Source organism: Herbaspirillum lusitanum (assembly GCF_046025995.1).
In the GTDB taxonomy this organism is placed as follows: domain Bacteria; phylum Pseudomonadota; class Gammaproteobacteria; order Burkholderiales; family Burkholderiaceae_D; genus Herbaspirillum; species Herbaspirillum lusitanum_A.
In genome coordinates this window covers 420,639-437,558 of the sequence record NZ_JAQQFM010000002.1, presented here as the reverse complement: position 1 = coordinate 437,558, position 16,920 = coordinate 420,639, and the positions used below count along the sequence as shown (strand labels likewise).

16 protein-coding genes and 1 riboswitch are annotated in these 16,920 nt (G+C 60.0%); of the genes, 9 read left to right on the top strand and 7 right to left on the bottom strand.

Annotation, left to right across the window (positions count from 1 at the left end):
• The first annotated feature begins 62 nt into the window (after positions 1–62).
• From PQR62_RS04960 to PQR62_RS04925, 8 genes are all read left to right on the top strand, one after another.
• A complete protein-coding gene (locus PQR62_RS04960) occupies positions 63–1,031 on the top strand; it encodes a polysaccharide deacetylase family protein (RefSeq protein ID WP_408155392.1) in 969 nt (322 codons plus the stop codon).
• Entirely contained in the window at positions 1,024–2,121 is a 1,098-nt protein-coding gene (locus PQR62_RS04955) for an acyltransferase family protein (protein ID WP_408155390.1), read from the top strand. Before PQR62_RS04960 ends, PQR62_RS04955 begins: the two co-directional genes overlap by 8 nt.
• An 83-nt stretch (positions 2,122–2,204) precedes the next feature.
• Complete coding sequence (locus PQR62_RS04950) at positions 2,205–2,456, top strand: hypothetical protein (protein ID WP_408155388.1); 252 nt, start codon at positions 2,205–2,207, stop codon at positions 2,454–2,456.
• A complete protein-coding gene (gene prsT, locus PQR62_RS04945; protein ID WP_408155386.1) occupies positions 2,453–5,218 on the top strand; it encodes an XrtA/PEP-CTERM system TPR-repeat protein PrsT in 2,766 nt (921 codons plus the stop codon). The genes PQR62_RS04950 and prsT overlap by 4 nt, the downstream gene beginning before the upstream one ends.
• Positions 5,219–5,316: 98 nt before the next feature.
• Positions 5,317–5,568: a phosphopantetheine-binding protein gene (locus PQR62_RS04940; RefSeq protein ID WP_408155384.1), complete on the top strand. Its 252-nt coding sequence runs from the start codon at positions 5,317–5,319 to the stop codon at positions 5,566–5,568.
• The gene (locus tag PQR62_RS04935) at positions 5,565–6,443 is read left to right on the top strand and encodes a hydrolase 2, exosortase A system-associated (RefSeq protein WP_408155382.1); all 879 of its coding nucleotides are present in this window, start codon (positions 5,565–5,567) and stop codon (positions 6,441–6,443) included. The genes PQR62_RS04940 and PQR62_RS04935 overlap by 4 nt, the downstream gene beginning before the upstream one ends.
• Positions 6,440–7,321 carry a hydrolase 1, exosortase A system-associated gene (locus PQR62_RS04930; RefSeq protein WP_408155380.1) on the top strand — a complete coding sequence of 294 codons (882 nt, stop codon included), beginning with the start codon at positions 6,440–6,442 and terminating at the stop codon, positions 7,319–7,321. The genes PQR62_RS04935 and PQR62_RS04930 overlap by 4 nt, the downstream gene beginning before the upstream one ends.
• 68 nt (positions 7,322–7,389) lie before the next feature.
• Complete coding sequence (locus PQR62_RS04925) at positions 7,390–9,516, top strand: hypothetical protein (protein ID WP_408155378.1); 2,127 nt, start codon at positions 7,390–7,392, stop codon at positions 9,514–9,516.
• A gap of 80 nt (positions 9,517–9,596) precedes the next feature.
• Here the strand turns inward: PQR62_RS04925 and PQR62_RS04920 are convergent, their stop codons facing one another.
• The 4 genes from PQR62_RS04920 to PQR62_RS04905 all read right to left on the bottom strand — a co-directional run bounded on the left by PQR62_RS04920 (position 9,597) and on the right by PQR62_RS04905 (position 12,185).
• Positions 9,597–10,214: an XrtA/PEP-CTERM system exopolysaccharide export protein gene (locus PQR62_RS04920; RefSeq protein ID WP_408155376.1), complete on the bottom strand. Its 618-nt coding sequence runs from the start codon at positions 10,212–10,214 to the stop codon at positions 9,597–9,599.
• A 246-nt stretch (positions 10,215–10,460) separates the two neighbouring features.
• A complete protein-coding gene (locus PQR62_RS04915; RefSeq protein WP_408155374.1) occupies positions 10,461–10,649 on the bottom strand; it encodes a hypothetical protein in 189 nt (62 codons plus the stop codon).
• A gap of 38 nt (positions 10,650–10,687) precedes the next feature.
• Positions 10,688–10,909, bottom strand: a complete 222-nt coding sequence (locus tag PQR62_RS04910; RefSeq protein WP_408155372.1) for a hypothetical protein — start codon at positions 10,907–10,909, stop codon at positions 10,688–10,690.
• 226 nt (positions 10,910–11,135) lie between these two features.
• Positions 11,136–12,185, bottom strand: a complete 1,050-nt coding sequence (locus tag PQR62_RS04905) for an NAD(P)H-dependent flavin oxidoreductase (RefSeq protein ID WP_408155370.1) — start codon at positions 12,183–12,185, stop codon at positions 11,136–11,138.
• 292 nt (positions 12,186–12,477) lie between these two features.
• Between PQR62_RS04905 and PQR62_RS04900 the strand changes: the two genes are divergently transcribed.
• Complete coding sequence (locus PQR62_RS04900; RefSeq protein ID WP_408155368.1) at positions 12,478–13,080, top strand: DUF2242 domain-containing protein; 603 nt, start codon at positions 12,478–12,480, stop codon at positions 13,078–13,080.
• 328 nt (positions 13,081–13,408) lie between these two features.
• Here the strand turns inward: PQR62_RS04900 and PQR62_RS04895 are convergent, their stop codons facing one another.
• From PQR62_RS04895 to ybaL, 3 genes are all read right to left on the bottom strand, one after another.
• Positions 13,409–13,717, bottom strand: coding sequence for a hypothetical protein (locus PQR62_RS04895; protein ID WP_408155738.1), 309 nt, complete (start codon positions 13,715–13,717; stop codon positions 13,409–13,411).
• A 318-nt stretch (positions 13,718–14,035) separates the two neighbouring features.
• The gene (locus tag PQR62_RS04890) at positions 14,036–14,554 is read right to left on the bottom strand and encodes a 6,7-dimethyl-8-ribityllumazine synthase (RefSeq protein ID WP_408155367.1); all 519 of its coding nucleotides are present in this window, start codon (positions 14,552–14,554) and stop codon (positions 14,036–14,038) included.
• 82 nt (positions 14,555–14,636) lie between these two features.
• Positions 14,637–14,817, bottom strand: a riboswitch (FMN riboswitch).
• Positions 14,818–15,046: 229 nt separating this feature from the next.
• Positions 15,047–16,714, bottom strand: a complete 1,668-nt coding sequence (ybaL, locus tag PQR62_RS04885) for a YbaL family putative K(+) efflux transporter (RefSeq protein WP_408155365.1) — start codon at positions 16,712–16,714, stop codon at positions 15,047–15,049.
• Between the last annotated feature and the right edge of the window lie 206 nt (positions 16,715–16,920).

Below are 16,920 nucleotides of genomic sequence, written 5' to 3'. Positions count from 1 at the left end.
ATGCCGCGCAGGCGCCCGAAGTCCTGAATCCCCCTCTGAATGACCCTTTGAGTCCAAGCATCATGCCCAAGTTAGATGTGTTCTTTACTGTCGATGTGGAAATCTGGTGCAACGGCTGGCACGATCTCGACGCGCGCTTTCCGCAGGCATTCAGGAACTACGTCTACGGCAATCCGAACGGCGGTGAATACGCGCTGCGCTACAAGCTGCAGCAACTGCGCGATCACGGCCTGCTCGGCGTGTTCTTCGTCGAGCCCCTGTTCGCCACCCGTTTCGGGCTCGGCCCGCTGGAAGAAATCATCGGTCTGATCCGCGAACACGGCCAGGAAGTGCAAGAGCATCTGCATACCGAATGGGTCTGCGAATCGCATCAGCCGCTGATCGAAAAAGCCCAGCCGCGCCGCCAGTTTCTGCGCCAGTTCACGCTGCAAGAACAGACCGCCCTGATCGGCGCCGGCAAGGAACTGATAGAACATGCAGGCGGCGGCGTGGTAAATGCCTTTCGCGCCGGCAGCTTCGGTTTCAACCGCGACTCGCTGAGCGCGATGGCGGTCAACGGCATCCGCTTCGACAGCAGCTACAACAGCACCATGTTCGGCCCCGACAGCGGCGTCATGCCGGGCCAGGATGTATTCGAACCGATCGCCTGCGACGGCGTGTATGAATACCCGATGACGGTCTACAACGACGGCAGCGGCAAGCTGCGTCACGTGCAGCTTGCCGCCTGTTCCAACCTCGAACTGGAAGGCCTGCTGCAGCAATCGCTGGCGGCCGGACGCAAGTCCTTCATGATGCTGTCGCACAACTTCGAACTGCTGAACGCGGCGCGCAATCGCGCCGATCCCATCATGATCAGGCGCTTCGCGCGCATGTGCCGCTTCTTCGCCGACAACCGCGACCGTTTCCCGCTGCGCGGCTTCCACGATCTGGAGCCCGCGACGGTAGTCACGCAACCACCGGTGCTGACTTCGCCGCGGTGGAAGACCGGGCATCGCATAGTGCAACAGGCGCTGCGTCGTCGCTATGGCTGAGCTCAAGGCCGCCAGCCACACCGCTGCATCGGTCACCGATGCCCCGGCCTGCGCGCCCGACATCAGGCATCTCGCCTATCTGGACGGCTGGCGCGGGCTGGCCATCGCCTTGTTGCTGATCGGCCATTTCTTTCCGGTGCCGGGCATCAATCTCGGCCGGGTCGGCGTGAATTTCTTCTTTGTCCTGTCCGGTCTGCTGATGTCGCAGTTGCTGTTCGTCAAGGAGGTGCCGATTGCGCATTTCTACAAGCGCCGGATCTCGCGCGTGTTTCCTCTGTTTTATGTGTTTCTGACGGTGATGGTGCTGATCGCCCTGGCCCTCGGCCGGCACGTGGACTGGCGTGAAGTCGTCAGTGCGGCGCTGTTCGTGAACAACTATGTTCAGGGCGACAGCGCACACCTCACCTTGCCGTTCGGCCACATCTGGTCCTTGTCGGTGGAGGAGCAATCCTATGTGCTGCTGTCGCTGATCGCCCTCGGCGCACGGCGCGGCTGGTGGCGTGCCTCGCGCGGCATTGCCTTGTGTGCCGGCCTGATGATCCTCGCCTGTATTTGCTACGGCCAGATGTACGAAGGCAGCAAGCTGGAATTCCAGATGTTTTATCACTCCGAGATCGCCGCCTTCGGCATTTTCGCTTCGGCCCTGCTGCAGTTGCATTTCAGCACGCGCCGCGTTCCGGCATTGCCGGCGCCGCTGTATCCGCTGCTGATGCTGGCGGCGTTGATGCTGGCATGGTGGTCGGTGCCGCTGACGATCAGCGCGATCTGCAGCGTCGGCGTGCTGGCGCTGCTGGTCAATCTGCTGGCCGCTGCACCGGCGCCGGTAAAAAAAGCCTTGTCGTTTTATCCACTGCGGCAACTGGGCCTGTGGTCGTTTTCGCTCTACATCTGGCAACAAGCGTTTTATCTGCTGCACTATCGCCAGGGCATGCCTTCCCTGACTGCACTGGCACTGGCGCTGGCCACCGGGATCTGTTCGTATTACCTGCTGGAAAAGCCGGTGCGCAATTATCTGAACGCGCGCTGGGCCGGAAAAAGCGAGACTGACAGCGCCGCGCCGGGCTTGCCGATTTCAGCTTCTGACAGATGAGCCGTTAAAAGCGGGTAAGCAAGCGAGAAAGTGGTGATTCCGGCCTCGAAACATGGGGTACCGGCACTGTCGGATTCTTTGCAGTGGATGAAAATGCGGGTTGGCAAATTGCAAGTCGGCGAAAATTTTGCAAGACGCTTCCTGATATAGTTCTGGTCTTCAAAGTTCTGAGGGAAAAGAACTGGGGAAAGGCAAAAATCAGGCGGCTGGAACACGCTGAAAACAGAGCGGCGCATCAGGCGAAGAAACCGGCAGATACGGCTTCAGACCGCAGGAAACAACGCTTAAAAATTGCCTTACGAATGCTCATATGGGATGCAAGATGGCTGGTATGAAACCTAAACTCAAACTCACGGCTTCGATTTCCGCAGCCCTTTTTCTGGCCTGCGGCGTGTCTGCCTGCAATCGCTTTCAGTCGACCGAATCGCTGATTTCGGAAGCCAAGCAATATCAGCAGAAAGGCGACACCGCCGCCGCCGAGATCCAGCTGAAAAACGCGCTGCAGAAGAATCCGGACAACATGGAAGCGCGCTTCCTGCTGGGTCAGGTCAGCCTGTTCAACGGCGACGGCCCTTCCGCCGAAAAAGAATTCCGCAAGGCCATCAGCCTGGGCGCCAAGCCGGAGCAGGTAATGCCCTTCCTGATGCAGACATTGCTGATGCAAAATCAGTTTCAGAAGGCGCTGGATGAAACCGCGTCCATGGCGGATCGCACCGATCTGGCGCCGTGGCGCGGCAATGCCTATCTCGGTCTGGGCCAGACCGCACAGGCCAAGACCGCATTCGACCTGGCGCTGAAAGACAACCCCAATCTGCCGGTGGCGCTGATCGGTCTGGCGCGCAGCGCGCTGATCGACAAGGATCTGCCGACCGCCAGCAATTACACCGATCAGGCGATCAGCAAGAACCCGGGCAACATCGATGTGCTGATGTTCAAGGCCAATCTGCTGCGCGATCAGGGCGATACCGAGGCCTCGCTGGCGGTGCTCAATCAGGTCCTGGCAGCTCGGCCCGAGCATGTCGATGCACGCGTGGCCAAGGCCGATATCGAAATCCGCCAGAAGAAGTTTGATGCGGCCAGGGAAGATATCGCCGTCGTGCAGAAAAACGCGCCCAAGAATCTGATCGGCACGCACATGCAGGCGGTGCTGGACTTCAGCCAGGGCAAGAACGCCGACGCCCTGACCAATGTGCAGAAGGTGCTGGCGGCCGCGCCTGAGTTCATGCCGGCGGTGCTGCTGGCCGGTGCGATTCAATACAATCTGGGCTCGATGCCGCAGGCCGAACTGCATCTGAACAAGTATCTGGAGCAGAACCCCAACGATGTCGCGGCGCGCAAGCTGCTGGCTTCGACCATGCTCAAGAGCGGCCAGAAGGCCAAGGCCGCCAGCATTCTGGAGCCGCTGCTGAAGGCCAATCAGCAGGACCCGGAACTGCTTTCGCTGGCCGGCGAAGTGGCGATGGAAAACAAGGACTTCAGCAAGGCCTCCGAGTATTTTGAAAAGGCGGTGGCGCTGGCGCCGAAAAGCGCCAACTATCGCATGGCGCTGGGTCTGAGCAATCTGGGACTGGGCCAGGGTTCGAGCGCAGTGGCGCAACTGGAAGCGGCGACCACGCTGGACGCCAAATCGTCGCAGGCCGGCATTCTGCTGATCGCCACGCAGATGCGTCTGAAGAATTACGACAAGGCGCTGGCCGCCGTCAACGTGCTGGAAAAGACGCTGACCGACAATCCCCTGCTGTACAACCTGAAGGGCGTGGCCTACCTCAACAAGAATCAGAATGCGGATGCCACTGCGGCTTTCCAGAAGGCGCTCAGCATCGATCCGGCCTACTTTCCGGCGGTCGCCAATCTGGCACAGATCGATCTGAAGGAAAACAAGCCCGACGACGCCAGGAAGCGTTTCGAAGCCTTCCTCGACAAGAACAAGAAGAACGTTCAGGCCATGTCGGCGCTGGCCGGTCTGGCGCTGTTCAAGAACAACAAGGACGAAGCCACCAAGTGGCTGGAACGCGCCAGCAGCGAGAATCCCGATTCGGTGCCGGCCTCCATGCAGCTGATCAAGCATACCCTGCAGTTCGGCGACAAGCAGAAGGGTCTGACGATGGCGCGCAATCTGCAATCGGCCAATCCGACCGATCCGGCGGTGCTGGATCTGCTGGCGCAGGCGCAGTTTGCCAACAACGACAAGCAAGGCGCGCTCAACAGCTATCAGCGCCTGACCAATCTGGCGCCGGATTCGGCGCCGGCGCAATTGCAACTGGCTTCGGCGCAAATGGCGATGGGCGATGTATCGGCGGCGTCGGAATCGGTCAAGAAGGCACTGGTGCTGCAACCTGACTTCATCGATGCGGCGGTGTTCCAGTCTTCGCTGTACACCCGCGCCGGCGATACCGCCAAGGCGGTGGCGGTGGCCAAGCGCATGCAGAAGCAGCCGGGCCAGGCCGCCATGGGCTATGAAATGGAAGGCAATATTCTGACCTACCAGAAGAAGCCTGAACTGGCGGCAGGCGCCTTTGAGCAGGCCTTCAATGCCGACCGGCAGAACGTGCGCGTGCTGATGAAACTGCACGGCTCGCTGGTGCTGGCAGGCAAGACCGCCCAAGCGGATACCTTCGCCGCGCAGTGGTTCAAGGATCACCCTGACGATGCCGCCTTCCATGTCTATCTGGGAGAAAGCTATCTGGCGCAAAAGGCCTACAAGCCGGCCGTGGTGCAGTACGAGCTGGCGCTGAAGCAGCAGCCGAACGACCCCGGCATCCTCAACAATCTGGCCTGGCTGTATCAGCAGGAACGCGATCCGCGCGCGCTGGCGACGTCCGAAAAAGCCGTCGCCGCTTTGCCGGACAGCCCGCCGGTGCTCGACACTCTGGGCTGGATTCTGGTGGAGCAAGGCAATCTGGAGCGCGGCGTGAAGGTCTTGCAAAAGGCCAGCGACGGCGCGCCCGAAGCCACCGACATCAGCTATCACCTGGCCGCGGCACTGGTGCAGAGCGGCGACAAGATCAAGGCGCGCAGCATTCTTGAGAAGATGCTGGCCAGCGGCAAGCCCTTCCCGCAGATGGATGATGCCAAGGCCTTGCTGAAGAAGATTTAAGCGCAGTATCCGGCATCAGAAAACAGACCGTCCCGATTGCTGCGCAGCCTGACTTTTCAGACTGATGCAGCAATCGCTTTTAGTAGTGGAACAGCCGCATGCATACCGTAGAACAGATCAAGGCCCTGCTGGGCGAATCGCTGGGACTGGGCGCACGCGCCGATGCGCTGCACGCCGATTCGCTCCTGCTCGGCAACATTGCCGAACTGGATTCGGCGGCCGTGATCAATGTCATCACCGGCATGGAAGAGCGCTTCGGCTTGAGCATTGCCGACGATGAAATCGATGCCGGCCTGTTCGAGAGCGTGGGCAGTCTGGCTGCCTTCGTCGATCGCAAGCTGGGACAATGAAGCGCACCGGCGCAGCCTCCGCGACCTCTTTCTTTTTGCCTGCCGTCTCGGGTGCAGGCCGGCGCTTCTGCATCTACCACGCGCCGCATCCTGCGCAGCCTTGCCGCGGCGCCTTCGTCTACGCCCCGCCTTTTGCCGATGAAATGAACCGCGCCCGCCGCATGGCGGCGATGCAGGCGCGCGCCTTCGCCGCCGCCGGCTTCGGCGTTTTGCTGATCGACCTGTACGGCTGCGGCGACAGCGACGGCGAATCGGGCGACGCCAGCTGGGAAGCATGGAAAGACGATCTGGCGCTGGCAGTTCAATGGCTGCAACAGCGCCTGCATGTGCGGCCCGGGATCTGGGGCTTGCGTCTGGGCGCTTTGCTGGCCCTGGACTTTGCTCAGGAACACGCGGATGACATCGGCCCGCTGCTGCTCTGGAATCCGGTGCTGAACGGCCAAAATTTCCTGACCCAGTTTTTACGCCTGCAGCTGGCCGGCGAGATGATGAGCGGCGTTCAGAGTGCCGCGCAGCCGGGCAAAAGCAAGGGCACCGTCGCCCTGCGCGACATGCTGCAGGCCGGCCGGACGCTGGAAATCGCCGGCTATGACATCAGCCCGGCGCTGGCGCTGCGTCTGGATAGTCTGGATGCCATGAAGCTGAAACCGACTGCATCAGCACTGCATTGGCTGGAAATCGTGCGCAATGAAGATACGCCCTTGCCGGCGGCGCAGACGCGCCTCGCTGCACACTGGCAACAACAGAATGTGGCACTGGATCTGCGCACGCTGAGCGGACCGGCCTTCTGGTCGACGCCGGAAACCACCACCAGCCCAAGTCTGATCGAACTGAGCTGTGCGCTGGCGCTGGCCGACAGTGAGCAAAGCGCATGAGCGAGATCAGCGAAACTCACACAGATCAGGCCTGCCAGTTCGACTGCGAAGGCGACACGCTGTACGGCGTGCTGAGCCTGCCGCCCAAAATACAGATGCCGGGCATACTGATTCTGGTCGGCGGCGCGCAATACCGCGCCGGCAGCCATCGCCAGTTCACCATGCTGGCGCGTGCGTTTGCGGCGCAAGGCATCGCTGCCATGCGCTTCGATTGCCGTGGCATGGGCGACAGCGAAGGCGCGCCGCGCAGCTTCGACCAACTGGATGCGGATATCCGCTGCGCCATCGATCATTTCATGCAGGCGGCGCCGGACTTGCCGGGCGTGGTCTTGTGGGGACTGTGCGACGGCGCCTCGGCGGCGCTGCTGTATGCCCGCCACGATCATCGCGTCAAGGGACTGGCGCTGGTCAATCCCTGGGCCAGAACCGAAGCCGGGCTGGCCCAGGCCTATCTCAGGCACTATTACATCGCGCGCCTGTTCAGCAAGGAACTGTGGCTCAAAGTTCTGCGCGGCAAATTCAATGTCGCGGCCGCCGTCGGATCGCTGTTCAAGCAGGTGGCAAGTGCGGCGGGCTTGCGCCGCGACAAATCGCCGGCAACGACCGCTCAGGACACGCGCGCACTGCCGGACCGCATGCTGGATGGCTACACGCAATTTGACGGGCCGGTGCTGCAGATTCTGAGTGGTCAGGATCTGACGGCGCGCGAGTTCGCCGATCTGGCCGTGGCCGGCAGCGCCTGGGCAACGGCGCTCGGGGATGATCGCAGCAGCAGACTCGATCTGCCGGACGCCAATCACACTTTTTCCAGCAAGGCATGGCGCCAGCAAGTGGCTGAGCGCACGGTGCAGTGGCTGAGATCGATCTCATCGGTCTGAGCTGAAGGCAGGATGTACAGACGCAAAATCCGGCGCCCGGTACGTCGGCATACACAAAAGGTACACGCATGCATTACTTCAAACCGGCCAAGTATCTGACTGGCTGCAGCCTGCTGGCGCTGCTGAGTTTCATGGCGACCCCGGGCCTGGCGGCAGCGCAAGTTGCGGAAGGCACACCGGCCATCACCGATATCGCCATCGAGAACACCGCGCGTGTCGCGCAGACCGCAGTGCCGATCACGTTCGGCCAGGCCTTCGTCGAAGGCGATCTGCAAAGAAATGAAGGCATCGTCGGCAAGATGGCGGACGGCAGCCTGTTGCCTTTTCAGGTGAACGTCAAGGCTACGCATGCCGATGGATCGGTGCGCCATGCCATCCTGTCTGCCATCGTGACTACGCTCGCCACCGGCAAGCCGGTTCCGGTGCAACTGATCAAAACCGAAGCGCAGAAACAGTCGCAGCAGCCAGGCCCTGAGGCCGCCGCCAGCCCCGACAGCCTGCTGGCCGACGGCTTCGACGCCGCAGTCAGCATCACGCTGGACGGCAAGCTGTACAACGCGTCGCTTAAAAACGCATTGAGCAAGGGCCGTTACAGCAGTTGGCTGTCCGGCGCCATCGTCAATGAATGGCTGACCTCGGCGCCGCTGCTCGATGAGCAGGGCAAGCCGCATCCGCATTTGCATGTGCGTTACGCCATCCGCAACTATGCAGAAGGCCACGGCACGCGCGTCGATGTGACGGTGGAAAACGACTGGGCCTATCAACCCGGCCCGCAGAATTTCACCTACGAGGTCAAGATCGATGTCGGCGGCAAGAATGTCTACAGCAAACTCGCGCTCACCCATTACCACCATGCACGCTGGCGCAAGACCTTCTGGTGGAAGGATGAACCGCGCGTCAACGTGCGTGAAAACACCGGCTATCTGATCCGCTCGAAGGCGGTGCCGAATTACGATCGCACGACCTTCATTTCTGAGCTGACGCTGCGCGACATCGGCGCCAACTGGCGCGGCAAGAAAACCGAGCCCATGGGCGCCGGCGAGGCACTACCGGAGATGCCGACCACCGGCGGCCGCCCCGACATCGGCTTGATCCCTGGCTGGGGCGTGACCTATCTGCTGAGCATGGACCGCCGTGCGCGCGACGTTGCGCTGGGCACCGGCGATCTGGCAGGCAGCTGGTCTATGCATTATCGCGACCAGAAAACCGATCGCCCGATCAGCCTGATCAACTATCCCTATATGACGATACTCGGTCACGTCAGCGACACCATCAATCCGGCCACCAAAAAGTCGGAAGCGTTTCCGGTCTGCAGCGACTGCAGCAGTCCGAATGCGGCCGACTCGGCGCACCAGCCGGCTTTCAACTATCTGCCCTATCTGCTGAGCGGCGATTTCTATCAGCTGGAGGAGCTGCAGTTCTGGGCGATGTGGAATACCTTCAAGACCAATCCCGGCTATCGCGGCAACGTGAAGGGGCTGGTGCATCAGAGTCAGGTGCGCGATCAGGCCTGGAGCATGCGCAACATCGCCGACGCGGCTTACATCACGCCCGACAGCGATCCGCTGAAGGCGCAGTTCGTGCGTTTCGTGGAAAACAATCTGGCCTGGTACAACGCGCAATATCCGAATAATCCGCGCGCCAACAAGCTGGGCATCAACGTCGACGGCAACATCGAATACAACGGCAATCTGGGCATCGCGCCGTGGATGGACGATTTCTTTACCTCGGCCATCGGCCGCATCGCCGAACAGGGCTTTGCCAACGCCGGACCGCTGCTGCGCTACAAGGCGAAATTCCCGGTGGCGCGCATGACCAGCGCCGGCTATTGCTGGATCTTCGGCGCCGCCTACAGCCTGAATGTGAGAGCCACGCCGGGCAGCCCGCTGTTCGATGATCTGGCGCGCACTTATGCCTCCACACTGCAATCGAATTTCGCTGAAGCGGCAGCGGCCGGACTGGCCTCCCTGCCCTGCGCCAGCCCGGCCATGGCCGCGGCGCTGAAATTGAAGACGGCTGAAATGGCCGGCTATTCGGAAAACCCGACCGGCTTTCCGTCCAACATGCAGCCGGCGCTGGCTTACAGCGTGGACGCCGGTGTGGCCGATGCGACGACGGCCTGGAGCATCTTCATGCGGCGCTCGGTGAAACCGCAATACGGCCTCGGCCCGCAGTTCGCGATTGTGCCGCGATGAAATGAAAAAAGCGCGCCGGCAAGGCGCGCTTTTCATTCTGCAGCGAAATCCGGCACCGGCATCCGCTCAGGCAAAACCGCTCAGAAAATACTTTCAGGAATCACCAGGATATCGCCCGGCCGCATGACCATGTTGGCCGAGATATCGCCATCCTTGATCAGATCGTTGAGGCGCACCGCCAGCTTCTTCTGCTTGCCATCCACCACGCGGATCACGCTGGCGTTGTTGCCGGCGGCGAATTCGGTGATGCCGCCGACGGCAATCAGTACGTCCAGCAGCGACATTTCCTGACGATAAGGCAGCGCCTGCGGTTTGGCGGCCTGGCCGATCACGCGGATCTGGTCGCTGTAAGCGCCGACGAAGTTGGTGACGATGATGGTGACCACCGGTTGCTGGATGAAGGTTTCCAGCGACTTCTCGATATCGCGCGCCAGTTGCGTCGCGGTTTTTCCGCTGGCAGGAATGTCTTCTACCAGCGGTGTCGAAATCTTGCCGTCCGGGCGCACCGGCGCCACCAGCGAGACTTCGGGATTGCGCCAGACGATGATGTTAAGCACATCGCCGGGGCCGATACGGTAATCGTGCGAAGGCGGCGTCATCGCGTCGTCCTGCGCCATCTCCTTGCCGGTTGTCGAGCAAGCAGTCAGCGTCAATGCGGTGAGCAGCAGAATGAGGCTTTTCGCCAAGTTGGACCACATAATCATTCCCTCTTTTTAATTGTATGAATTCGGAAGCAAGTCACAACAATAGCGACTTCACAAGCAAACCAGACGGAGAATAAGCAGGCGTTTCATTGTCGTCAATACATCTATGAATCTATGTGGTATGGGCGCGATATCAGAGGCGGCGGCGTGTATCCGCATAGCAAAACGGCAAGGATTTCCTGCAGGCCCGGCGAGGAAGAAGCTCAGAGCAAAATGCCGGGCGGCAAATGACGGGTGCAGTTAGCGCAAACGAATGCCGCCGGTTTTAGCTCCTGCTTCTGGCAGGCTTGCCGCAGGCAAATCCGTCAGGCCTTGGCGAGCGGCTGGGGATACATCTGGGTAGGGGATAAGGTCCGGAAAAACTTCCTGAACATGATGGCGATGCTTGCTGGTGCTGATCGACGCCGCGGCAAATTCCAGACGCTTCAACTTGATCGAATGCTGAAGCGACCTGGGCGATCTGCGTCTTATCTTTTCAGCAGTTCCAGCGCATCTTCCGCCACGCTGCGCAGGTTGGTGATGGTGGCATTGAGGTCGGCCAGCTCGGCGGTCGTCGGCGGCTGATCCATGCCGTCCTTGACCAGCGAAGCCTTGATGATGGTGGCAGCCATCTGCCAGGCGGCCCGGTTGTGCGCATCAACCAACTCGCGTTGTATGCGCTCCAGTTCCACCTTTTTTTTCTTATCCATTTGCTATCTTTAACAAGAGGTTATTCGAATCAGCCGCGAATTCTGGCGATTCACGATAGTTCCGGGGAAAAACAATACCATCAAATACTTCCAGCTTGCTTACTGGAAAAAAAATTTCACACGTCTTTTCAAAAATATATAGGTGAAATTCTAATTTCACCACTTAAAGAAAAGCTTGAGCGGCAAAAATAAAACTTAAAAAACCCTCGCACGCCCCTCGCCCATCTCAAATTCCATTCCATTTCGACATCAATTCGCGCGTCAACTCGGCGGCCGGCAGGTTTTTGCAGCCACTCGCATTCTGTCCGGACCACAAGGGCGAAAAATCTGAATTGCCCAGCGCTTCCGCTTTGCTGCGCAGCGGCGCGATGCCGGAAGTCGCCAGCGGAAACTCGGGCGCCGATTGACTGAGCGGCCCCAGTTCGCGCATCACGCGATTGACGATGCCGCGTGCCGGCCTGCCGGTGAAGAGATTGGTCAGCGCGGTGTGGCGCGCCGCGTCGCTCGCCAGCGCCGCTCTATGCAATTTACTGGTGGTGGACTCGGGGCACAACATATAGGCCGTGCCGATTTGGACGCCGGCAGCGCCCAGGGCCATGGCCGCCGCCACGCCATCGGCGTCGGCAATGCCGCCGGCGGCGATCACCGGTACTTTCACGGCACGCACCACTTGCGGCAGCAAGGCGAAGGTGCCGAGCTGCGTGCTCAGATCCTCGCTCAGAAAGATGCCGCGATGGCCGCCCGCTTCCAGACCTTGCGCAATGATGGCGTCGACGCCATGCGCCTCCAGCCACAGCGCTTCTTGCACGGTGGTGGCGGACGACAAAATCTTGCCGCCCCAGGCGCGCACGCGGGCCAGGAGCTCCGGCGCGGGCAGGCCGAAATGGAAACTGACGACTCGGGGCCTGAACGCTTCAAGAATATCCGCTGCCCCGGCGCTGAATGGATTGCGCCCAGGGCCGGCGACGATGCCGGCAGGATCGATATCGAATTCGCGGTAATACGGCGCCAGTGCATCACGCCAGATCGTTTCGCGCGCCTGATCCGGCACCGGCGGCGTGTGACTGAAGAAATTGACGTTATAAGGATGCGAAGTGCCGGCTTGCAGTGCGCTCAGTTCATCTTGCAGCGCTGCTTCGCTGAGCATGGCGCACGGCAGAGAACCGACGCCGCCGGCATTGGAGACCGCCACCGCCAGCGCATGGCCTTGTACTCCGGCCATCGGCGCCTGAATGATGGGCAGGCGTGTGCCCAGTAGTGCTTGCAATGATTCCATGTGTTCTCCCCGCTGATGTTTCGCGCCCGCTGCATGCTTGAACAAGCACAGGTAGCTGAGCAAAAACGCGAAACGTGAACTGACTCACAGCATAGCAGGCATCGGCATCATTCACAGGCAGGCGGCCAAGCTGGCGGACGACTGCCGGTAAACGGCAAGAATAGCGATGCCGACGGGGAATTATGCAGCGACGAGACTTCCGTTACCGATATTTACGAACTCTTCAGACTCCCCGACCCTCCTATAATTTACAATCACGCCACGCGATTTCGGCTATCGGAGAATTGTAAAAATGCGTCGCCCCCACTTAGCTGTTCAATTGTTGCTGTCGGTCACTCTGGCAATGACACTGTCCGCCTGCACCACGAACAAAAAAGCTTTTTATCATCAGGAAGATTTCGGCGATACGCCGACCTTCGTGCGCACCTTCCCGAGCGGTGAGAAATCCGCCTGCGAAGCTGCGCGCCGCGCTTTGCTGGGACAAGGTTATGTCATCAGCAAATCTGAAAACACCGTACTGGACGGCGCCAAGAGCTTCCAGCCGGAGGCGGACAAGCATATCGAAATCAGTTTCCACGTGGTGTGCGCGCCGGACGGCAAGGACGGCAAGAATTCCAGCATGTTCGCCAGCGCCACCCAGGACGGTTTTGCCCTCAAGAAAACCAATGGTTCGGCCAGTCTGGGGGTAAGCGTGCTCGGCTCGGTGTCGATGCCCTTCATGTCCAGCGACGATTCGCTGGTGCGCGTCACGAGCGAAACCATCCGTTCGGGCGATTTCTATGATCGCTTCTTCGGCGCGGTCGAACGCTATCTGGTGATCGACGGCGATGAACCGGCCACGGCCGAGCAGGCCAAGAAAAAGACCGGCGAAGCAGCAGGTCCGCCGTCCAAATGAAAAATGGAATGACGTGAAATAAGCAAGTTGAAATGCAAAACGGTGGCCAAGGCCACCATTTTTATTGTGCGATCAATATTGCCGTGCAGGAGCGGACAAAGATGAGTAAGTGAAGACGAGTGACTAACACGCGATTCCCGATTTCACCTTGAATCCGGGAATCCACCTGCCTTTTTGTCGCCTGCCCAGGCAATTGCCCACTTTTTAGGCGACTTTATATTTCCTTATGAATCAGGGACTTAATCTCATATTCCACAGTTGCTCACACACTTACCCACAATTTCTGTGAGTAAGTGTGAATAAGTATCAGCTTGGGCTATACGCCTGATCAGCGACGATCATGACCATAGCCGTGGCCGCGCCAGTGCGGGGGTGGTGGCGGACGATGGCCGTGATAGCGATGGCCGCCGCGGTAGTAATAGGCCTCACGCTCCACATACACCGGTGCCGGACGGACATACACGGGCGCCGGGCGCACATAGACCGGAGGCGGTGCATAAACGGGGGCGGGCTGGACGTAGACCGGTTGCGGCGCCGGATAATAAGCGCCGGGAACGCCGATGGTGACGCCGATGCCGACATTGGCGGCCATCGCCGGCGCGGCGAGCATGCCGGTGATAACCAGGCCTGCACACATACCGACGATCTTGATTAGCGACTTGTTCACGATGGCTCCTTTAACTTGTTCTGTGAATGCAGCCTCAATGTAAGCCAGGGTGAAAGTCAGAACTAGACGAAACCGGTAAGCCTTGTAACAAATTGCTTCGAAGAACGCATCAACAATTAACAATAATTTAAGGCAATTGACGATTTTCTACAGCGAAAAGCCGAGCGTCGCACGACCCCACAATGAAAAACCGGCCTGAGCCGGTTTTCTTTTCTTGCCATCCGAATACATGCGCTCTGATGCACATTGCGTCATTACGCAATCATCGCATCAAAGCGCCCTGCACTATCAGGCCGCATTGCGCACCGCAGGCGCGTCCAGCTTGCTGCGCAGCGCTTCCACCTTGTTCACGGTGGCCGCCAGCGCCTGAGCTGCTTCGCGGCCCTTGACGACGAAGTGCTCGTGGAAGAATTGCTGGTGCTCGCTGTGCGAGTGGAAATGATGCGGGGTCAGCACGGCGGAAAACACCGGCACCTGAGTATCGAGCTGGATCTGCATCAGCGCCGAAATTACCGATTGCGCGACGAAATCATGACGGTAGATGCCGCCGTCGACCACCAGACCGGTGGCGACGATGCCGGCGTGCTTGCCGGACAGCGCCAGCAGTTTGGCATGCAGCGGGATCTCAAAAGCGCCCGGTACTTCATAAAAATCGATGGCATCGGCGCTGAAGCCGAGCTTGACCGCTTCTTCCACGAAGGAGATGCGGCATTGATCGACGATTTCCTTGTGCCAGCAAGACTGGATGAAGGCGATGCGATGCGCTTGATTGGACTGGACTGCCGTGAGGTGCGAGGTGTGAGACATTTGTTCAGGACTCCTGTTTGATAAATAAACAGGGCGTACAGGGACGACAAGGCACATGCATGAGCATGCCAGCCAGTGAACATCCCGTTCTCTTTCATCCGGACTATGACCGTCGGCTCCGGGATCGCACCGGATCTGCTGACCTTGGCAAGCAGCGGTTACAACAACCGAAGCCACCAAGCGCTCGCGGGCTGCATGCAGATGAACGGGTTCACAACATGATTACCGCCGGTGGGGAATTACACCCCGCCCCGAGAACATTGTCGCGATGCGTCGAACGAAAACTCGTTCAAATTCGGCATCAACAACAGCTGCTACTTTATCACGCGCTAAAAAATGCTGCAGAGCACGCAGCGATGTTGATGCCGCAAAGGCTAATTCAGGAAGACCCGGCTCGGCCGGCCGGAGGCTGATGGATAAATCAGCCCCGGCAGGGGTTCTGCAGCGGGCTGATGTGAGATGACTTGAGTTGAATTGAGCAGAACCGCAATCTCAATGCGCGGCTTGCACATTGAGCGTCGCCAGCATGCCGCGTGCGATCTCGCGTTCGCCCATGATGACGTGGCCGGCGCCGTGTTTTTCCAGATGCTCGATTTCAGCATCCGAATGCGCGCGCGCCACGATCTGAATCGAAGGATTGGCCGCGCGTGCATGTTCGATCAGTTGGCCGGCTTCGAAGGCTTCCGGAATCGCCACCAGCAGCCAGCGTGCACGAGCAATGTGCGCGGCCTGCAAGATATCGACCGAGGCGGCATTGCCGTACAGGGCAAAAACGCCCTGCGCGCGCAGCTCTTCCACCGTCTCGATCTGCCCTTCCACCACCACGAAGGGACGGCCCTGGGCTCGCAGACCTTCACCGATGGTGCGACCGACGCGGCCGTAGCCGACCAGCACCACGTGGTCATGCAGATCGTCGGCCACCGTCGCCACCACATCGGGCACTGCCGGGGCCGCTTCCTGTTCGCGCTTTTCCAGATAGGGCTTGAGCTTGTCCAGCAGCGTGAACAGGAAAGGATTGATCAGAATCGAAAGGATTGCGCCGCCCAGAATCAGATCGCGCGCCACCGGCGACAGCAATTTGAGCGACAGGCCCAGCGTCGCCAGAATGAAGGAGAACTCGCCGATCTGCGCCAGGCTGGCCGAAATCGTCAGCGCGGTCGACAGCGGATGGCCGAACAGACGCACGATCAACAATGCCGCCAGCGATTTGCCGACCACGATGATCAGCACCGTCGCCAGAATCAGCAAAGGCTCGCGCAGCAGAATCGAGGGATCGAACAACATGCCGACCGAGACGAAGAACAGCACGGCGAACGCATCACGCAGCGGCAGCGATTCTTCTGCGGCGCGATGGCTGAGTTCAGACTCGGACAGGATCATGCCGGCGAAGAAGGCGCCCAGCGCGAACGAGACGCCGAAGACATAGGCCGAACCCAGCGCAAACCCCAGCGCGATGGCCAGCACCGCGAGACGGAACAGTTCGCGCGAGCCGGTATCGGCAATGCGCTCCAGAATCCACGGAATCACGCGACGGCCGACGATCAGCATGACGGCGACGAAGGCCACCACTTTACCCAGCGTGATGCCCAGCGTGATCAGCAGCGCATTACCGCTCATGGCTTCGCCGCTGCCACCGAGCAAACCGCTCAGCGCCGGAATCAGCACCAGCGCCAGCACCATGGCAATGTCTTCCACGATCAGCCAGCCAACCGCGATGCGGCCGCGTTTGGTTTCCACCAGACGGCGCTCCTGCAAGGCGGTCAACAGCACCACGGTACTGGCTACCGACAGCGCCAGCCCGAACAGAAAACCTTCGCCCATCGGCCAGCCCAGCGCCCAGCCCATGCCCATGCCGAGCAGCGTCGCAATAGCGATCTGCGCCACAGCGCCGGGAATGGCGATGGCCTTGACCGACATCAGATCCTTCAGCGAGAAGTGCAGACCGACGCCGAACATCAGAAGAATCACACCGATTTCAGCCAGCTCCTGCGCCAGATCGGCATCGCCGACGAAACCCGGAGTAAACGGCCCGATCGCGATCCCCGCCACCAGATAACCGATCAAGGGCGGCATTTTCAGACGATGCGCGAGCGTTCCGAAAATGAACGCCAGCACCAGGCCTCCGACGATGGTTGCGATGAGGGGGGTGTGATGAGGCATCGGCCGTCCTTTCTTGATTGAATTGTGGAATGCTTAAGTGTTGGCGGGAAACTATACCGCATAAAAAAACAGCGGGGATCGCTGCAGCCTGCCAGGCGGCGAGGCCGGATTCAAACCGGGCTCTCGCCGCGCGCGTCGGCAGTCTGGCGAGACCGCTGACGACATTGGCAGACGAGGGTCAAGGGCGATCTGCGTCGATGCTACTC

Bases quoted from the DNA above. Each gene is read 5' to 3' on its own strand.
- PQR62_RS04930 (WP_408155380.1), top strand. From the start codon at position 6,440: ATGAGCGAGATCAGCGAAACTCACACAGATCAGGCCTGCCAGTTCGAC.
- PQR62_RS04960 (WP_408155392.1), top strand. From the start codon at position 63: ATGCCCAAGTTAGATGTGTTCTTTACTGTCGATGTGGAAATCTGGTGC.
- PQR62_RS04955 (WP_408155390.1), top strand. From the start codon at position 1,024: ATGGCTGAGCTCAAGGCCGCCAGCCACACCGCTGCATCGGTCACCGAT.
- PQR62_RS04910 (WP_408155372.1), bottom strand. From the start codon at position 10,909: ATGGATAAGAAAAAAAAGGTGGAACTGGAGCGCATACAACGCGAGTTG.
- PQR62_RS04920 (WP_408155376.1), bottom strand. From the start codon at position 10,214: ATGTGGTCCAACTTGGCGAAAAGCCTCATTCTGCTGCTCACCGCATTG.
- PQR62_RS04905 (WP_408155370.1), bottom strand. From the start codon at position 12,185: ATGGAATCATTGCAAGCACTACTGGGCACACGCCTGCCCATCATTCAG.
- PQR62_RS04925 (WP_408155378.1), top strand. From the start codon at position 7,390: ATGCATTACTTCAAACCGGCCAAGTATCTGACTGGCTGCAGCCTGCTG.
- PQR62_RS04900 (WP_408155368.1), top strand. From the start codon at position 12,478: ATGCGTCGCCCCCACTTAGCTGTTCAATTGTTGCTGTCGGTCACTCTG.
- PQR62_RS04890 (WP_408155367.1), bottom strand. From the start codon at position 14,554: ATGTCTCACACCTCGCACCTCACGGCAGTCCAGTCCAATCAAGCGCAT.
- prsT (WP_408155386.1), top strand. From the start codon at position 2,453: ATGAAACCTAAACTCAAACTCACGGCTTCGATTTCCGCAGCCCTTTTT.
- PQR62_RS04895 (WP_408155738.1), bottom strand. From the start codon at position 13,717: ATGTGTGCAGGCCTGGTTATCACCGGCATGCTCGCCGCGCCGGCGATG.
- PQR62_RS04940 (WP_408155384.1), top strand. From the start codon at position 5,317: ATGCATACCGTAGAACAGATCAAGGCCCTGCTGGGCGAATCGCTGGGA.
- PQR62_RS04935 (WP_408155382.1), top strand. From the start codon at position 5,565: ATGAAGCGCACCGGCGCAGCCTCCGCGACCTCTTTCTTTTTGCCTGCC.
- ybaL (WP_408155365.1), bottom strand. From the start codon at position 16,714: ATGCCTCATCACACCCCCCTCATCGCAACCATCGTCGGAGGCCTGGTG.